This window comes from Pseudomonas tremae (assembly GCF_023278125.1).
Classification (GTDB): Bacteria; Pseudomonadota; Gammaproteobacteria; order Pseudomonadales; family Pseudomonadaceae; genus Aquipseudomonas; species Aquipseudomonas tremae.
In genome coordinates this window covers 807,304-823,125 of record NZ_CP066270.1, presented here as the reverse complement: position 1 = coordinate 823,125, position 15,822 = coordinate 807,304, and the positions used below count along the sequence as shown (strand labels likewise).

Below are 15,822 nucleotides of genomic sequence, written 5' to 3'. Positions count from 1 at the left end.
TCAAGGCCGGCACGAAGAGAAACCTGATGTGACAAAACCAGCGAAAATGCTGCGCCCGAGGGGAGTGATCTGCACGTAAAGTAGCCGGCCTTACTGCCCCCAAGGACGCGCTCACATGGATCATGGAACCACCCGCTCGACTCTTCTCTCGCAACTGGTTGCCAATTCGATACGTTGTGGAGTACTTGCAGCATGAGTACTTCCGACGTTCCGCAGGCACCGTCAACCGATCGGTTTGATGAAGTGCTCGCCATGATTCAAGGCGCCCGGCAGCAGGCAGCACAAGCTGTCAATACGCGCCTGATCGAGCTTTACTGGCAAGTCGGCGCCTACATCAGCCGCAAGATTGAAAACGCCGAATGGGGTGATGCTGTAGTCAGCCAGCTCGCCGCACATCTGGCTACCACCCAGCCGGGATTGCGCGGGTTTACCCGCCGAAATCTGTTCCGTATGCGCCAATTCTTCGAGGTTTACCGTGACAATGAGAAAGTGTCAGCAGTGCTGACACAATTGCCGTGGACCCACCATCTGATCATATTCACTCAAAGCAGACGCCCCGAAGAGCGTGAGTTCTATCTGCAAATGGCAATCAGGGAAAAATGGTCCAGCCGCGACCTGGAGCGCCAGTTCAAAACCGCCTTGTTCGAGCGCAGTGTCACCCAGCCAGCCAAAGCCTCAGCCATGCTCAAGGAGACCCGACCGGCGGCTATGGATGTATTCCGTGATGCCTACCTGGTGGAGTTTCTGGAGCTACCTGCAGGGCACGCCGAAGCGGACCTGCATCGCGGTTTGCTGCAACGCCTGAAGGGGTTTCTGATCGAGCTGGGCCGCGACTTCTGCTTTGTCGGCTCCGAGTACCCAGTGCAGGTGGGCGGACGGGATTTCGCACTCGACCTGCTGTTCTTTCATCGGGGCCTCAACTGCCTGGTTGCCATCGAACTCAAAGTGGGATGCTTTGAACCGGAATACCTGGGCAAGCTGAACTTCTATCTGGAAGCACTGGACCAGACCGAGCGCAAACCCCATGAAAGCCCCGCCATTGGCGTCTTGCTGTGTGCCAGCAAAAACGATGAGGTGGTCGAGTACGCTCTGAATCGCTCGTTGTCACCTGCGTTGATTGCCGAATACCAGACTCGATTACCGGACCGACAGTTGTTGCAGGCCAAACTTCACGAGTTCTACGCCCTGGACGTCGCGAAGGACGATCAGTAATACCTGACAACTGCATGGATGCATTACGCTTGTGCGGACGACAACTTCACCTCACGGAGCCTTAGATGCCGCACAGCAAAGACCCTCGCGCCCACACCGCTCTGTCGCAACGTGGCCGAAGTGCCAGCAGCGGTCCGGGGCGTGCGGTCAATCCACCAGTGGTTCGCCTCAGTACGGTGCTGTTCGACAGCCTGGAGAGCCTGCGGGAAGCCGAGGTTCGCACGGCAGGCCCGGAACGTTCGCTGACCTACGGCGCCAATGGCAACCCGACCGCGTTTGCTTTGCAGGACCTGATTTCCGAGCTTGAAGGCGCTCACGGCACTTGTCTGTACCCCACCGGGCTCGCAGCGGTAGCGCAAATGTTTCAAGCGTTTCTGCGACCTGGCGATCACGTGCTGATCACCGAATCGGTCTACGGTCCGGTGCGGCGGCTGGCGAACACGATGCTGACGGCTTTCGATATTCAGTTCGACTTCTATGCCGCCGACGGCAGCAACGTAGCGTCCATGATCAAAGCCAATACACGCATGATCTACGCCGAGGTCCCGGGTTCGCTGACTTTCGACATGTGCGACCTGCCCGCGCTTTCGCAGCTGTGCAGATCGAAAAACCTGCTGCTGGCTGTGGATAACTCGTGGGGGTCGGGCGTGTTGTTCAAACCGCTTGAGCTGGGTGCAGATATTTCCCTGATGGCCCTCACCAAATACGTGGCCGGGCATTCGGACGTCATGATGGGCAGTGTAAGCACCACCGAGGCGCACTGGAAAACCCTGAAGGCGATGAACACCGCTGTGGGCAACACCGTCAGCCCGGACGACGCCTATCTCGTACTCCGCGGAGCGCGCAGCCTGGCCGCGCGCATGGCCATGCATGAACGCCATGCACTGCAGATCGCCCAATGGCTGCAGCTTCAGCCTCAGGTTGCCCGGGTTCTGTACCCTGCGCTGGCGGATGATCCGGGTCATGCCATCTGGAAACGTGATTTCCACGGCTGCAACGGCTTGCTCAGCTTCGAGTTCAAGTCCGCCGATCGCCAGGTTACGGACCGCTTTGTCAGCGCATTGAAGCTGTTTGGAATCGGCTACTCCTGGGGCGGCTTTGAAAGCCTGATTACCGAGGTCGAACAGCACGGACCTGATCGCGGTGCCGGTCCTATGCTGCGCCTGCAGGTAGGTCTGGAAAGCCCGGAAGATCTGATCGCCGACCTGCAGAACGGTTTTGCAGCGGGGTAGACCTTTTGCTCGCAGCAAAGGCGGACGCCCATCGCCGCCATTTGCCCCGAGGCCATCGCTCTGCTAGTGTCGCGCGGTTTAGTCTCTACCGGAAATGCCCTCATGGCCCGCAAGAAAGCTGCACTGGATTTCGAACAGTCCCTCGCTGATCTTCAAGCGCTGGTAGAGCGCCTGGAGAATGGCGAACTGTCGCTGGAAGATTCTCTGACCGCCTTTGAGCAAGGCGTGCGCCTCACCCGCGAGTGTCAGAGCGCCCTTACGCAGGCTGAACAGAAGGTTCAGGTACTCCTGGAGCGCGATGGCGAATTGACCGAAGAGCCCTTCGACACTGCGGAACTGCCTGAATGATCGCGAGCTACCAGGCACTGAGCCAGACCCGTGTGAACGCTGCTCTGGAAAGCCTGTTTCAAGCGCCAGGCCCGGAACTGGCGCGCCTCTACGATGCCATGCGCTACAGCGTGATGAATGGCGGCAAGCGAGTGCGCCCATTGCTGGCCTACGCGGCATGCGAAGCACTGGGCGGCGAGGCCAGGGATGCTGACGGTGCGGCCTGCGCAGTCGAGCTGATCCATGCTTATTCACTGGTACACGATGACCTGCCAGCGATGGACGATGACGATCTGCGCCGCGGCCAGCCCACCACGCACAAGGCATTCGATGAAGCCTGTGCGATTCTTGCTGGCGATGGTCTGCAAAGCCTCGCTTTTACTGCCCTGCTCGCCCCGCACCTGACCTCACGTGACGCCGACACTCGACTGCAGATGGTCAGCACGCTGGCAGCAGCAGCCGGACCGGCCGGTATGGTCGGCGGACAGGCGATCGATCTGGGTTCGGTGGGGCTGAAGCTGGATCAGGCTGCGCTGGAATACATGCATCGCCACAAGACCGGCGCATTGATCGAAGCCAGTGTACGGCTCGGAGCTCTGGCCAGCGGTCAGGCGGATCAGCCCCGGCTTGACTCGCTGCAGGTGTATGCACGGGCGGTCGGGTTGGCCTTTCAGGTTCAGGACGACATTCTCGACGTCGAAAGCGATACCGCGACGCTCGGCAAACGCCAAGGCGCCGACATTGCCCGCGACAAACCCACCTACCCTGCGCTGTTGGGCCTGGACGCAGCCAAAAGCTATGCCCTGGAATTGCGTGACATGGCGCTCGACGCCTTGAACCCGTTCGGTCCGGCCGCAGAGCCGTTGCGCGATCTGGCCCGTTATATCGTCGAACGCCGACACTGATCACAATCCACCTGAAAACCGATGAATCAACCACGGTTCATCCGGTCTGAATCTTCAAGCGTATCAATCGACGGACTATCCGCCGACTCACTTCATGGGCAGCGTGCGATGCATAAGGTAAACTGCCACCTCTTTTACTTATAACGATTCGCCTGATGCCCACGACGTTCAAAGAGATCCCCCGCGAGCGCCCGGTTACTCCGTTGCTCGATCAAGCAGACACCCCGGACGGTTTGCGCCGACTGGGCGAAGCCGAGCTGGAAACCCTGGCCGATGAACTGCGCCTGGAGTTGCTGTACTCCGTCGGCCAGACCGGAGGGCATTTTGGTGCCGGTCTTGGGGTCATCGAGCTGACCATTGCGCTGCATTACGTCTTCGACACGCCGGACGACCGTCTGGTGTGGGACGTGGGCCATCAAGCGTATCCGCACAAAATTCTGACCGGCCGCCGCGCGCGCATGTCCACCCTGCGCCAGAAAGACGGAGTTGCAGCCTTCCCGCGTCGCAGCGAAAGCGAGTACGACACATTTGGTGTCGGCCACTCCAGCACCTCCATCAGTGCCGCGTTGGGCATGGCCATTGCCTCGCGCCTGCAAGGCAGTGAGCGCAAATCCATTGCAGTGATCGGCGATGGCGCACTGACCGCCGGCATGGCTTTCGAAGCGTTGAACCATGCGCCGGAAGTGGCAGCGAACATGCTGGTGATCCTCAACGACAACGACATGTCGATCTCGCGCAATGTCGGCGGGCTGTCGAATTATCTGGCCAAGATTCTCTCCAGCCGCACCTACACGAGCATGCGCGAAGGCAGCAAGAAAGTGCTTTCGCGTCTGCCGGGTGCCTGGGAAATAGCGCGCCGAACCGAAGAGTACGCCAAGGGCATGCTGGTTCCGGGCACGCTTTTCGAAGAGCTGGGCTGGAACTACATCGGCCCTATCGACGGCCATGACCTGCCGACCCTGATTGCCACGCTGCGTAATATGCGCGATCTCAAAGGCCCGCAATTTCTGCACGTTGTGACCAAGAAAGGCAAAGGCTTCGCACCGGCGGAAGTTGATCCGATCGGCTATCACGCGATCACCAAACTCGAACCGTTGAATGCGCCGGTCAGCATCCAGAAAAAAGTCAGCGCACCGAAGTACTCGGGTGTGTTCGGCCAGTGGATATGCGACATGGCCGAGGCCGACTCGCGCCTGGTAGGCATTACGCCAGCAATGAAGGAAGGTTCGGACCTGGTGGAGTTCAGCGAGCGCTTCCCCGAGCGTTATTTTGATGTCGCCATTGCCGAGCAGCACGCCGTGACGCTGGCGGCGGGCATGGCCTGCGAAGGCAGCAAGCCGGTGGTGGCGATCTACTCGACATTCCTGCAGCGTGGCTATGACCAATTGGTGCATGACGTCGCGGTGCAGAACCTCGACGTGCTGTTCGCCATCGACCGTGCCGGACTGGTCGGCGAAGACGGTCCGACGCACGCGGGCAGCTTCGATCTTTCCTACTTGCGCTGCATCCCCGGCATCGTGGTGATGACCCCGAGCGACGAGAACGAACTGCGCAAATTGCTCAGCACCGGCTATCTGCATACCGGACCTGCGGCAGTGCGCTACCCGCGCGGTACGGGGCCCAACGCGGAGATTGAGGCCAGCCTGAAGCCGGTCGAAATCGGCAAAGGCGTTGTGCGTCGACAAGGTCAGGGCGTCGCGATACTGGTGTTTGGTGTGCAACTGAGCGACGCAATGGTCGTTGCCGAGAAACTCGACGCCACGGTCATCGACATGCGCTTCGTCAAACCGCTGGACGAGGCACTGGTACGCGAAACTGCAGCCAGTCACGAACTGCTGGTCACGCTGGAAGAAAACGCAGTGATGGGCGGTGCCGGTGCAGCGGTCAGCGAATTCCTAGCCCGCGTCAACATCCTCAAATCAGTGCTGCATTTGGGCCTGCCGGACGTTTATGTCGAGCATGCCAAGCCAGCGCAGATGCTGGCCGAGTGCGGGCTGAATGCTGAAGGGATAGAAGCGGCGATCAACGAGCGATTGGCGTTAATCGGCTGATGGAGAGCGGACACCCTCCGCTCCTTGGCTTATCAGGCTGTAGGAAGCCGATACAAATAAAGCAGCACCACGCTGGAAAACGCCAGCAGGCAGACCGGTAGCGGGTGCAGCCCGAACAGTACCGCGATGGCCGCGATCCAGGCGGGCAGGCCGGCTGCCAGGAAGGCTAGACGTCGGACTGCCGCAAGCCTGATCCAGGCTGCCGGTTCTTCCGGGGTGTCGATCGCAGCTTGAGTAGCAGCCAATGCGCGTTTGTATGAACCGAACGGTTTCAGGCTGACGAACATCGAGCCTATTCCAGCGATGAACAGCGGCACCGCCAGCACCGGAACAAGCGCTTCGCTTGAGCCGAAAAACAGACAAATCACCAGTAACGGCGCCAGGGTCAGGCCCAGTTGTCGCCACCAGGCCATCTCCAGCTTCTGACGCACCTCGCTGCGTGTCACGCGGGGCCTACCTCACTTTGATGCTCATTGCCCATCATGTGCCCGAGCTTGCCGGCCTTGGTCGCCAGATAGAGGCGGTTGTGCGGGTTTTGCCCGGTGTGCAGCGGCACGCGTTCGGCGACGTTGATGCCCATGTCGGTCAGCGCCTTGACCTTGCGAGGGTTATTGGTCATCAGGCGCAACGATTGCACGCCAAGGTGCTGAAGCATTGGCAGGCAAATGGCGTAATCACGCTGATCGGCGGCAAAGCCCAAACGTTCGTTGGCTTCGACCGTATCGGCGCCGCCGTCCTGCAATTCATAAGCGCGGATCTTGTTCATCAGACCAATACCGCGCCCTTCCTGGCGCAGATACAGCAAAACCCCGCGCCCCTCGCTGGCAATGGCACGCAGTGCAGCCTCCAGTTGAGAGCCACAATCGCAACGCTGGCTGAACAGGGCATCACCTGTCAGGCATTCCGAGTGAACGCGGCCCAGAACCGGGGCTCCATCCGCCACGTCGCCCAGGCTCAGGACGACATGTTCGCGGCCGGTTGCCGACTCGATAAAGCCGTGCATGGCGAACTCTGCAAAAGGGGTGGGCAGTTTGGAAGCGGCGACAAATACGACGGGCACCGTGTGCTCCTGATCAGTATGAAGACTGGAAATTCGCAAGATTTGCATTGTAACAGCAGGTTCCTGCGGACGCTCAGGCTGAATTATCGGGGGTTTAGATCATAAAGTTCGATAGATAGACTGGAGGCATCGCGTCACTGCGCGCCGCCAAAATGCTGGTAGCCAAGGTTATCGGGAGTGATATCGGCGCCGGCGCCGTCGAGCAGAACCACGCCCTGCCCGGCTTCCACCCGTCCGATCACATGCACCGGCAAGCCTTGTGCCTGTAAAGCGGCAAGCTGCTCGGACGGTAGAGTAAATGCCAGTATGTAATCATCGCCGCCACTCAGCGCAGCCTGTTGCGCGCCCGACAGGCCAAGCAGCGCCAGCAGTGGCTGCGACAAGGGCAGCCTGTCACGCTCGATCACCAGACGCACACCGGAAGCGCGTGCGATATGCCCGCAGTCAGCGAGCAAGCCATCGGAGATATCCAGCGCCGACGTCGCACTGCCGCGCAAAGCCTGGCCCAGCGCCAATTGAGGCTGTGGCGACCAATAGCGAGCCAGCAACGGCTCGGCAATCGACGCCTGCGCGCTGCGCTGATTCAACACCAGTGGCAGTGCTCCTGCGCCGTCACCGAGCGTGCCGCCAACACACAACAGCTCGCCCTCGCGAGCGCCGCCGCGCGTCAGGGCGAGCCCGGCGGGCACACTGCCAAACACTGTCAGCGTCAGGCTCAACGGACCGCGAGTGGTGTCTCCTCCGATCAGGCGTAGCGTACAGCCTTGCGCCATCAGGTTGAGGCCACGAGCAAACGCCTGCAGCCATTCGCCATCGACGCGCGGCAAGGTCAAGGCAAGAGTGAAGGCAACAGGACGAGCGCCCATCGCGGCCAGATCGCTGGCCGACACCGCCAGCGCACGCTGGCCGAGCAGAAAGGGGTCACAGGTATCGGGAAAATGCACCCCGGCCACCAGGGTATCGGTCGAGATCGCCAACTGCTCGCCGGGCGGTAACGCCAGCAGCGCGCAGTCGTCGCCAATCCCCAAGGCAACCTCTTCACTTGCCTGCGCACAGGGCGCGGCAGCGAAGTAGTTGCGGATCAGCTCGAACTCTCCCATGAAGGTCAGGCGCGGATCAGCGCTTGTGGGCCTTCACTTCGACTTCACGCAGGCGCGGCGCCAGCTTGTCCAGCACGCCATTGACGAACTTGTGGCCGTCAGTGGAGCCGTAGACTTTCGCCAGCTCGATGCCTTCGTTGATCACCACGCGATAAGGCACATCGATGCGCTTGAGCAGCTCGAAGGTGGACAGGCGCAATACCGCCAGTTCAACCGGATCAAGCTCTTCGATGGTCAGGTCGAGACAAGGCGAGAGCGCGGTGTCGATCTCGGTCTTGTTGGTCGCCACGCCATGCAACAGCTCATGGAAGTAGGTGCCATCGACGTTGCTGAAGTCGTTGTCGACGCGAAACTGTGCTTCGATCTCGTTCAGTGCATGGCCGGCCATGTGCCATTGATACAGCGCCTGGGTTGCCATCTGACGCGCTTCGCGACGCTTGGCACTCTTGCCCTTGGCGGCTTCCGGCGATTTAGCGTCGCGCGGATTGAACTGATCGGTGTCGTCGGAAATCACTTGGCCTCCAACTGCGAGAGCAGGCTGACCATTTCAATCGCGGACAGGGCAGCTTCAGCGCCTTTGTTGCCGGCCTTGGTGCCGGAGCGTTCGATGGCCTGTTCGATGGAATCGACAGTCAATACGCCAAAGGCGACCGGAATGCCGAACTCCATGGAAACCTGAGACAGGCCTTTGACGCATTCGCCTGCAACGTATTCGAAATGCGGTGTACCACCACGGATCACCGCGCCCAGCGCGACAATGGCGGAGAACTCGCTGCGCTGAGCAACTTTCTGCACTACCAGCGGAATTTCGAAGGCACCCGGCGCGCGGATGATGGTGATGTCGCTTTCGCTGACGCCGTGGCGTACCAGCGCATCGACGGCACCGCTAACCAGGCTTTCCACGACGAAGCTGTTGAAACGGCCAACTACCAGGGCGTAGCGTCCTTGGGGGGCGATGAAAGTACCTTCGATGGTCTTCAAGGTCATTCGGTGAGTCTCGTATTAAAGAGCAAGCGCGCCTTGAGGCGGACTTTGAGGGATAGTAGGCCACGAATCGCAACTGTCAGGCCAAAACCTGCGAAAACCTTCTTTCGCACGCATCGGCCTGCCGGTATTTATTCGGAGGGCACGTATTCTACAACTTCCAGATCGAAACCGGATATCGCATTGAACTTCATTGGCGAACTCATCAGGCGCATTTTGCGCACGCCGAGGTCACGAAGGATCTGCGAACCGGCACCAACCGTGCTGTACGTGGTCGGCGTCTTGATCGGTTGTTGCCCGGCGGTTTCGCGAATATTGGCCAGCAATACATCGCCGTCCAGCGGATGACCGAGCAACAGGACCACACCGCTGCCTGCCTTGGAGACCGCGCTCATGGCGGCGCGCAGGCTCCAGCGGCCGGGTTGCCTGACCATCAACAGGTCGCGCAGCGGGTCCATGTTATGGACTCGCACAAGGGTCGGCTCTTCTGCGCAGATCTTGCCCAGAGTCAGTGCCAGATGCACATCACCCTCGACCGAATCGCGGTAAGTAACCAGGTTGAAACTGCCCAGTTCGCTGTCCATTGGCTGTTCGGCAATCCGCTGAACGGTACGCTCGTGAATCATCCGGTAGTGAATCAGGTCGGCGATGGTGCCAATCTTGATGTCGTGTTGCTGGGCAAATGCTTCAAGTTCGGCGCGACGCGACATGGTGCCGTCGTCGTTCATGACCTCACAGATCAAGCCTGTGGACTCAAACCCGGCCATCCGTGCAAGGTCGCAGGCGGCTTCAGTGTGGCCGGCACGAGCAAGCGTGCCACCGGCCTGGGCCATCAACGGAAATATATGCCCCGGGCTGACGATGTCTTCAGCTCTGGCTTCCTTGGCTGCCGCTGCCTGTACGGTGCGCGCGCGGTCTGCGGCGGAAATGCCGGTCGTCACGCCTTCGGCGGCTTCGATGGACACGGTGAACTTGGTGCCGAAACCTGAACCGTTGCGCGGCGCCATCAGTGGCAGCTTGAGGGTTTCGCAGCGCTCGCGGGTCATCGGCATGCAGATCAGGCCACGGGCAAAGCGCGCCATGAAGTTGATGTCTTCAGGCCTCACGCACTCGGCGGCCATGATCAGGTCGCCTTCATTCTCGCGGTCTTCGTCATCCATGAGGATGACCATTTTGCCCTGGCGAATGTCTTCGACCAGTTCTTCGATACTGTTGAGCGCCACGCGGCACCCCCTTGGTTCAGGATTTCAGGTAGCCGTTCTCGGCCAGAAAGCTTTCGGTGATTGTGCCATGACCCGGCTCGGCAGCCTTGTCGCCCAGCAGCAGACGCTCCAGATAGCGCGCCAGCAGGTCGACTTCCAGATTGACCTTACGACCAGGCTGGTAGTCGGCCATGATGGTTTCGCTCCAGGTATGAGGCACGATGGTCAGTTCGAACTCCGCGCCATTGACCGAATTGACAGTCAGGCTGGTGCCGTCGACCGTGATCGAACCCTTATGGGCGATGTATTTGGCCAGTTCACGCGGCGCACGCACCGTAAACTGAATGGCGCGGGCGTTGTCGGCACGGGCGACGATTTCGCCTACGCCGTCGACATGGCCGCTGACCAGATGGCCACCCAGGCGCGTGGTCGGTGTCAGGGCTTTTTCCAGATTGACCCGGCTGCCGCTTTTCAGATCGACAAACGCGGTAACGGTAAGGGTTTCGCGACTGACGTCAGCCCAGAAGCCATCGCCGGGCAGTTCCACTGCGGTCAGGCACACGCCGTTTACGGCAATACTGTCGCCGAGCTTGACGTCGCTCAGGTCGAGCTTGCCGGTTTCCACGTAAACGCGGACGTCGCCACCCTTCGGAGTCAGGGCGCGGATGCTGCCAATGGATTCGATGATGCCGGTAAACATGGGTCCTCCGGGGGAACAAGGGCTGCGCTAGGCGAAGCCGGGAATTATACGCCGGGTACGGAGACTGGGAGAGCAATGACTCGCCAGTCATTGCCGACGGCTCGCATTTCCACGATGTTCAGCTCCAGCGCTTCGCTCATCTGCGCCAGTGGCAGATCCAGCAGCGGCCGGGCCGATGAGCCGAGAAACTTCCCGGCAATGAATATCTGAAATTCGTCGACCAGCCCGAGACGCGCAAAAGCACCCGCCAGACGCGGGCCAGCCTCGACCAGCACCTCGTTGACGCCACGCGCGCCCAGCTCGCCCATCAACTTGCGCAGGTCCACATGGCCCGCACTGTCGGCCAGCGCCAGCATTTCGTGGCCGTCTTCCTGATAGCGACCCCGCGCCGACGCAGCCGCGCAGGTCACGACCAGGGCATTACCTGCCTGAAAAAACGGCGCGTCCAGTGGCACGCGCAGCCTTCCGTCGATCAATACGCGCAAGGGAGGACGCGCAGCAGCCAATGCGGTCAACTCTGCGCTCAGCCCCAGTTCTTCAGGGCGCACGGTCAGCCTGGCGCTGTCCACCAGCACGGTGTCGGCGCCCGTCAGAACGACACTCGACTGCGCGCGCAGACGCTGCACCGCAGAACGGGCTTCGGGGCCGGTGATCCACTGGCTTTCGCCACTGGCCATCGCAGTGCGGCCATCCAGGCTCATTGCCAGCTTGACCCGGATATAGGGACGTCCGGTTTCCATGCGCTTGAGGAAGCCTTTGTTCAGTGCTCGCGCTTCGTTTTCCAGCACACCGCATTGAACACCGATGCCCGCGTTCATCAAACGTAGCAGTCCGCGACCGGAAACTTCGGGATTGGGGTCCTGCATGGCAGCAACGACGCGGGACAGCCCGGCCTCGACCAGCGCATCGGCACAGGGCGGCGTACTGCCCTGGTGGCTGCACGGTTCCAGCGTGACGTAGGCGGTAGCGCCTCTTGCCAGCTCGCCAGCCTGACGCAAGGCATGCACTTCGGCGTGAGGCTCGCCCGCGCGGGCATGCCAGCCTTCACCGACGATCTGGCCATCGCGCACGATGACGCAACCGACTCGCGGGTTGGGGTGGGTGGAGTACAGGCCTTTGCGCGCCAGTTCCAGCGCATGGGCCATGTAATGAACGTCAAGGGCAGCCTGCTCAGTCAACAATGCACTCATTCCTTACCCGGCTCGCGGGCCAGACGGTCGATCTCTTCACGAAACTCGTTGAGGTCCTGAAAGCGGCGGTACACCGAAGCGAAACGAATATAGGCCACTTCATCGAGCTTTTGCAGCTCGGTCATGACCAGTTCGCCCACCACCAGGGATTTGACTTCACGCTCGCCGGTTGCGCGCAACTTGTGCTTGATATGGGCCAGCGCCGCTTCAAGACGCTCTACACTCACGGGGCGCTTTTCAAGAGCCCGCTGCATGCCGGCGCGCAGCTTTTCTTCATCGAAAGGCTGACGACTGCCGTCTTGCTTGATCAGGCGCGGCAAGACCAGCTCGGCGGTCTCGAACGTGGTGAAGCGCTCGCCACAAGCCAGACATTCACGTCGGCGGCGTACTTGCTCGCCTTCGGCGACGAGGCGGGAGTCGATGACTTTGGTGTCATTGGCACCGCAGAAGGGACAGTGCATGGTGGCTGGCAACGAAAGAATGAGGAGCGCCATGTTAGCGCATCCTGTCGGCAAGACAAGGCTGAGGGTTTGCGGTATATAGACGCGCATTAAAGCGATGTTAAATTGCCTTGGCTCGGTAATACTGCACCTCTGGCGTCGCACAGCCTTTCGATATTTGTTTTATGGAGCTTTTGATGACGCTACGACCCCTGTTTTTGCTAGGCCTCGTTGGCCTGCTCGCCGCGTGCAGCAGCAACGATGCCCCGAAACCTGTTGCCGCTCCTCCCGTTGCGCCGGCGATCAAGTTGCCTGCCGGCCCAGGGCCGCTGCAACCTTATCAGCGCGAGATCAGCGGTCAGTTGCTGGGCGTGCCGGCCGGGGCCGAGGTCGAACTGGCAATGCTGGTGATCGACGATCGCGGTCGTCCGCAAAAGCTGCTGACCAACACCTTGCTTAAAGGCAACGGCAAGTCGCTGCCCTTCCAGTTGCGCTTCAACCCGGAGGCCTTCCCGGTAGGCGGACGAGTGGAGCTGCGCGGTCGAGCCAGCCAGTCAGGGCAGCTCATTCTGCACCTGCCGTCGATGCGCATCGATCAGCCCACCACTCAAATGCTCGGCCAACTACAGTTCGTCAAGGCGCCATGATCGCCCCGCAACATCTGCAAGACGCGCTGGGAGAATTGCTCGGCGACGCCCGACTGGTGGTAACGGCACTGCCGGGCACAGCACTGAAACTGTGGCTGATCGACGATGCCAACATGGACCGAGCGTTCAGCCCGGATGAAACGCGCCGCATCCTGGAAGATCCGCCGTACTGGAGCTTTTGCTGGGCCAGCGGTCTGGCTTTGGCTCGTTTTCTGGCTGAAAACCCGCAATGGGTAACAGGCAAGCGAGTACTGGATTTCGGCGCAGGTTCAGGTGTGGCGGCCATTGCGGCGGCCAGAGCCGGGGCAATCGAGGTGGTGGCGTGTGATCTGGACCCACTGGCTATTGCCGCCTGTCGGGCCAATGCCGAGCTCAATCAGGTACAGTTGAATTACTCCGCTGACTTCTTCGCCGAAGCTGATCGCTTTGACCTGATCCTGGTCGCCGACGTGCTGTACGACCGCGCCAATCTGCCGCTGCTTGATCAGTTTCTCTCTCGAGGCCGCCAGGCCCTGGTGGCAGACTCGCGCGTGCGCGACTTCAGGCACGCTGCCTACCAGCGCCTGGCGATACTGCATGCACACACGTTGCCGGACCTGGCAGAACCCCACGAGTTTCGCGACGTGAGTTTGTATCACGCCGTGCGATGCACTCAGGACCAGACGCAGAGCGCCCGGAACGGCGTTACCACGCTGGATCAGCCTGCATTCGGCGCACTATAGCCGACGCCGCTTTGCGCATTGCGCTGCGGGCTTTATAGTTGGCGGCATTCAGATTCTTCGAGACGCGCAATGAGCCAGGACACTGCTTACATCTTCGACGCCACCACGGCTACGTTCGATCAGATGGTGATCGACAAGTCATTCGATCAACCAGTGCTGGTCGATTTCTGGGCCGAGTGGTGTGCGCCCTGCAAGGTCTTGATGCCGCTGCTGCAGCAGATCACCGAGAGTTATCAGGGCGAACTGCTGCTAGCCAAGGTCAATTGTGATGCCGAGCCGGATGTCGTAGCACGCTTCGGTATTCGCAGCCTGCCGACCGTGGTGCTGTTCAAGGACGGTCAGCCGGTGGATGGCTTTGCCGGTGCGCAGCCGGAGTCGGAGATTCGCAAAATTCTCGAACAACATGTGGTAATGCCGCCGCCACCGGCTGCCGACCCGCTCAAGCAGGCACAGGCCTTATTCGCCGAAAGCCGTTTTTCCGAGGCTGAAGCAGTACTGAAGCTGCTGCTGGGCGAGGACAACACCAACGCTGCCGCGCTGATTCTGTATGCACGCTGCCTGGCCGAACGTGGCGAACTGAGCGAAGCCAAAGCAGTGCTGGATGCGGTCACGGGGGACGAACACAAAGCCGAACTGGCCGGTGCAAAGGCACAGCTGACGTTTCTGGCTGAAGCTGCGACCCTGCCGGATGCCACCGAGCTGAAAAGCCGCCTGGCGCAAAACCCGCAGGATGACGAAGCCGCACACCAACTGGCTATTCAGCAGTTATCGCGCCAGCAGTACGAAGCTGCACTGGAAGGCCTGCTCAAGCTGTTCATTCGCAACCGCAGCTACGCCGAGGGCCTGCCGCACAAGACGCTGCTGCAAGTGTTCGACCTGCTGGGCAATGATCACCCGCTGGTCACTGCCTATCGTCGCAAGCTGTTCGCCGCGCTGTACTAAGCTCAACACACTGGCACCGCATGGGTGCCAGTGTGTGGACGGCGTCAGATCAAACAGCTTCGATCCAGCTGTAAAGCGGCGCATCTCCGCCGCTTTCTACCTTCACGTTTGCGCTATGCCTCAGACGCACCAGCAGATGCTTGCCGGCTGCCGTGCTGCCGGCCAGCCCCTCCAGTTGCCCCAGTAAATCCGGCCCACTCATCTGCCCGGCCTTCTGCAGCAGCTCCTGAGCGACCTGCCATAGCCTGTCGTCCTGGCCAAGCGGCTTGCTCTCAACCTCGGCGACCGATATATCAGGCGCGGCAACCTTGAGCTGCGCGCCCAGCTGAGCCCAGTCACCTTCATCCAGTTCCAAGGTCAAATCCACCGGCCACTGGCCTACGGTTCCACGAATACGCAACATGATGTGTACCTGCTGACAGTCAGGCACACATGCTCCCACAGGCAGACGCACTTTCCCATTCTCAACCGTAATGCCACTGATTGGCTGCCGGCGCCTTGCCGTTCATGAAGTCGCCAAGCGACCGCACGTCGTAGACGTTTTCCCAGTGCTCGACGATCCGTCCATCACGAAACCGCCACAGACCGCAAAACGGCATGATGATCTTCCGCCCCTCGCAGCGAGCGCGTATCTCTCCCACCACCGAACCGAAATGTGCGTTGGCAACGATCTCGTGAACATCCATGTACAGCGTCTGATGCGTACGCTTGAGCAGGTTCAGCTCGTGGGACAGCACCGCGTCTCTACCGATGGCAATGGAAAGACCGCCACCCGCGCCCTGATCAGCCTTGTGCAGCACGATGTCAGCGTCGGCGAATTCGGTAATGCGTGTCAGATCCTTGTACACCGCGCGCAGGATTTCTCTGTTCGGATGGAGCTTGTTCATGGGTATCTTCCTTGATGTCGCACTCGACCCACGTCGAACACATGGCCCGGCTGGCGCTGAAAACCTTCCTGACGCATCCGGCGCAGGTGTAGAGACTTTCATCTTTCAGAGTAGGACTTGATGACGCAAAGTGTGAGACTACTTCTGCATAAGCACTGGGCAAGGTATTCCAGTCAGCACCAACAACTCAGCCCCCAAAGAGGCTCGTCAGGCCACGCCCA

General features: G+C 60.5%; 19 protein-coding genes. 8 read left to right on the top strand and 11 right to left on the bottom strand.

Features of this window, described 5'->3' with window-relative positions; all coding sequences use genetic code 11:
* Positions 1–192 precede the first annotated feature (192 nt).
* The 5 genes from I9H09_RS03780 to dxs all read left to right on the top strand — a co-directional run bounded on the left by I9H09_RS03780 (position 193) and on the right by dxs (position 5,727).
* A complete protein-coding gene (locus I9H09_RS03780; RefSeq protein WP_024668989.1) occupies positions 193–1,212 on the top strand; it encodes a PDDEXK nuclease domain-containing protein in 1,020 nt (339 codons plus the stop codon).
* 65 nt (positions 1,213–1,277) lie between these two features.
* Positions 1,278–2,444 (top strand): cystathionine beta-lyase, encoded by a 1,167-nt coding sequence (gene metC / locus I9H09_RS03775; protein WP_122346561.1) that lies wholly within the window; start codon positions 1,278–1,280, stop codon positions 2,442–2,444.
* Between the two features lie 102 nt (positions 2,445–2,546).
* Entirely contained in the window at positions 2,547–2,792 is a 246-nt protein-coding gene (locus I9H09_RS03770) for an exodeoxyribonuclease VII small subunit (protein ID WP_024668991.1), read from the top strand.
* Positions 2,789–3,676 carry a polyprenyl synthetase family protein gene (locus I9H09_RS03765; RefSeq protein WP_054989637.1) on the top strand — a complete coding sequence of 296 codons (888 nt, stop codon included), beginning with the start codon at positions 2,789–2,791 and terminating at the stop codon, positions 3,674–3,676. Before I9H09_RS03770 ends, I9H09_RS03765 begins: the two co-directional genes overlap by 4 nt.
* 155 nt (positions 3,677–3,831) lie before the next feature.
* Positions 3,832–5,727, top strand: a complete 1,896-nt coding sequence (gene dxs / locus I9H09_RS03760) for a 1-deoxy-D-xylulose-5-phosphate synthase (RefSeq protein WP_005887218.1) — start codon at positions 3,832–3,834, stop codon at positions 5,725–5,727.
* Between the two features lie 32 nt (positions 5,728–5,759).
* Here the strand turns inward: dxs and I9H09_RS03755 are convergent, their stop codons facing one another.
* The 9 genes from I9H09_RS03755 to nrdR form a co-directional block, all read right to left on the bottom strand.
* Positions 5,760–6,173 carry a hypothetical protein gene (locus I9H09_RS03755; RefSeq protein WP_005887216.1) on the bottom strand — a complete coding sequence of 138 codons (414 nt, stop codon included), beginning with the start codon at positions 6,171–6,173 and terminating at the stop codon, positions 5,760–5,762.
* Positions 6,170–6,787, bottom strand: coding sequence for a GTP cyclohydrolase II (ribA, locus tag I9H09_RS03750; protein WP_005887214.1), 618 nt, complete (start codon positions 6,785–6,787; stop codon positions 6,170–6,172). Before ribA ends, I9H09_RS03755 begins: the two co-directional genes overlap by 4 nt.
* Positions 6,788–6,921: 134 nt before the next feature.
* Positions 6,922–7,887 carry a thiamine-phosphate kinase gene (gene thiL / locus I9H09_RS03745; protein ID WP_122325260.1) on the bottom strand — a complete coding sequence of 322 codons (966 nt, stop codon included), beginning with the start codon at positions 7,885–7,887 and terminating at the stop codon, positions 6,922–6,924.
* Positions 7,888–7,903: 16 nt separating this feature from the next.
* Positions 7,904–8,401 carry a transcription antitermination factor NusB gene (nusB, locus tag I9H09_RS03740; RefSeq protein WP_005887210.1) on the bottom strand — a complete coding sequence of 166 codons (498 nt, stop codon included), beginning with the start codon at positions 8,399–8,401 and terminating at the stop codon, positions 7,904–7,906.
* On the bottom strand, positions 8,398–8,874 hold the full coding sequence (ribH, locus tag I9H09_RS03735; RefSeq protein WP_024646173.1) for a 6,7-dimethyl-8-ribityllumazine synthase: 477 nt from the start codon (positions 8,872–8,874) through the stop codon (positions 8,398–8,400). The genes nusB and ribH overlap by 4 nt, the downstream gene beginning before the upstream one ends.
* Positions 8,875–9,002: 128 nt before the next feature.
* Positions 9,003–10,094 (bottom strand): bifunctional 3,4-dihydroxy-2-butanone-4-phosphate synthase/GTP cyclohydrolase II, encoded by a 1,092-nt coding sequence (ribBA, locus tag I9H09_RS03730; protein ID WP_122346562.1) that lies wholly within the window; start codon positions 10,092–10,094, stop codon positions 9,003–9,005.
* Positions 10,095–10,110: 16 nt separating this feature from the next.
* A complete protein-coding gene (locus tag I9H09_RS03725; protein ID WP_005887203.1) occupies positions 10,111–10,773 on the bottom strand; it encodes a riboflavin synthase in 663 nt (220 codons plus the stop codon).
* A 44-nt stretch (positions 10,774–10,817) separates the two neighbouring features.
* Positions 10,818–11,963 (bottom strand): bifunctional diaminohydroxyphosphoribosylaminopyrimidine deaminase/5-amino-6-(5-phosphoribosylamino)uracil reductase RibD, encoded by a 1,146-nt coding sequence (gene ribD / locus I9H09_RS03720; protein WP_122346563.1) that lies wholly within the window; start codon positions 11,961–11,963, stop codon positions 10,818–10,820.
* Positions 11,960–12,424, bottom strand: a complete 465-nt coding sequence (gene nrdR, locus I9H09_RS03715; RefSeq protein WP_005887199.1) for a transcriptional regulator NrdR — start codon at positions 12,422–12,424, stop codon at positions 11,960–11,962. The genes ribD and nrdR overlap by 4 nt, the downstream gene beginning before the upstream one ends.
* Positions 12,425–12,600: 176 nt before the next feature.
* On the opposite strand from nrdR, the gene I9H09_RS03710 reads away from it, so the two are divergent.
* The 3 genes from I9H09_RS03710 to trxA all read left to right on the top strand — a co-directional run bounded on the left by I9H09_RS03710 (position 12,601) and on the right by trxA (position 14,714).
* Positions 12,601–13,050, top strand: coding sequence for a hypothetical protein (locus tag I9H09_RS03710; protein WP_005887198.1), 450 nt, complete (start codon positions 12,601–12,603; stop codon positions 13,048–13,050).
* Complete coding sequence (locus I9H09_RS03705) at positions 13,047–13,772, top strand: class I SAM-dependent methyltransferase (RefSeq protein ID WP_122346564.1); 726 nt, start codon at positions 13,047–13,049, stop codon at positions 13,770–13,772. The genes I9H09_RS03710 and I9H09_RS03705 overlap by 4 nt, the downstream gene beginning before the upstream one ends.
* A gap of 69 nt (positions 13,773–13,841) precedes the next feature.
* Complete coding sequence (trxA, locus tag I9H09_RS03700; protein ID WP_122346565.1) at positions 13,842–14,714, top strand: thioredoxin; 873 nt, start codon at positions 13,842–13,844, stop codon at positions 14,712–14,714.
* A 49-nt stretch (positions 14,715–14,763) separates the two neighbouring features.
* Here the strand turns inward: trxA and I9H09_RS03695 are convergent, their stop codons facing one another.
* Together I9H09_RS03695 and I9H09_RS03690 are read right to left on the bottom strand one after the other, a co-directional pair.
* Complete coding sequence (locus I9H09_RS03695) at positions 14,764–15,117, bottom strand: hypothetical protein (RefSeq protein WP_122312263.1); 354 nt, start codon at positions 15,115–15,117, stop codon at positions 14,764–14,766.
* 61 nt (positions 15,118–15,178) lie between these two features.
* A complete protein-coding gene (locus I9H09_RS03690; RefSeq protein WP_005887188.1) occupies positions 15,179–15,601 on the bottom strand; it encodes a nuclear transport factor 2 family protein in 423 nt (140 codons plus the stop codon).
* Positions 15,602–15,822 lie beyond the last annotated feature (221 nt).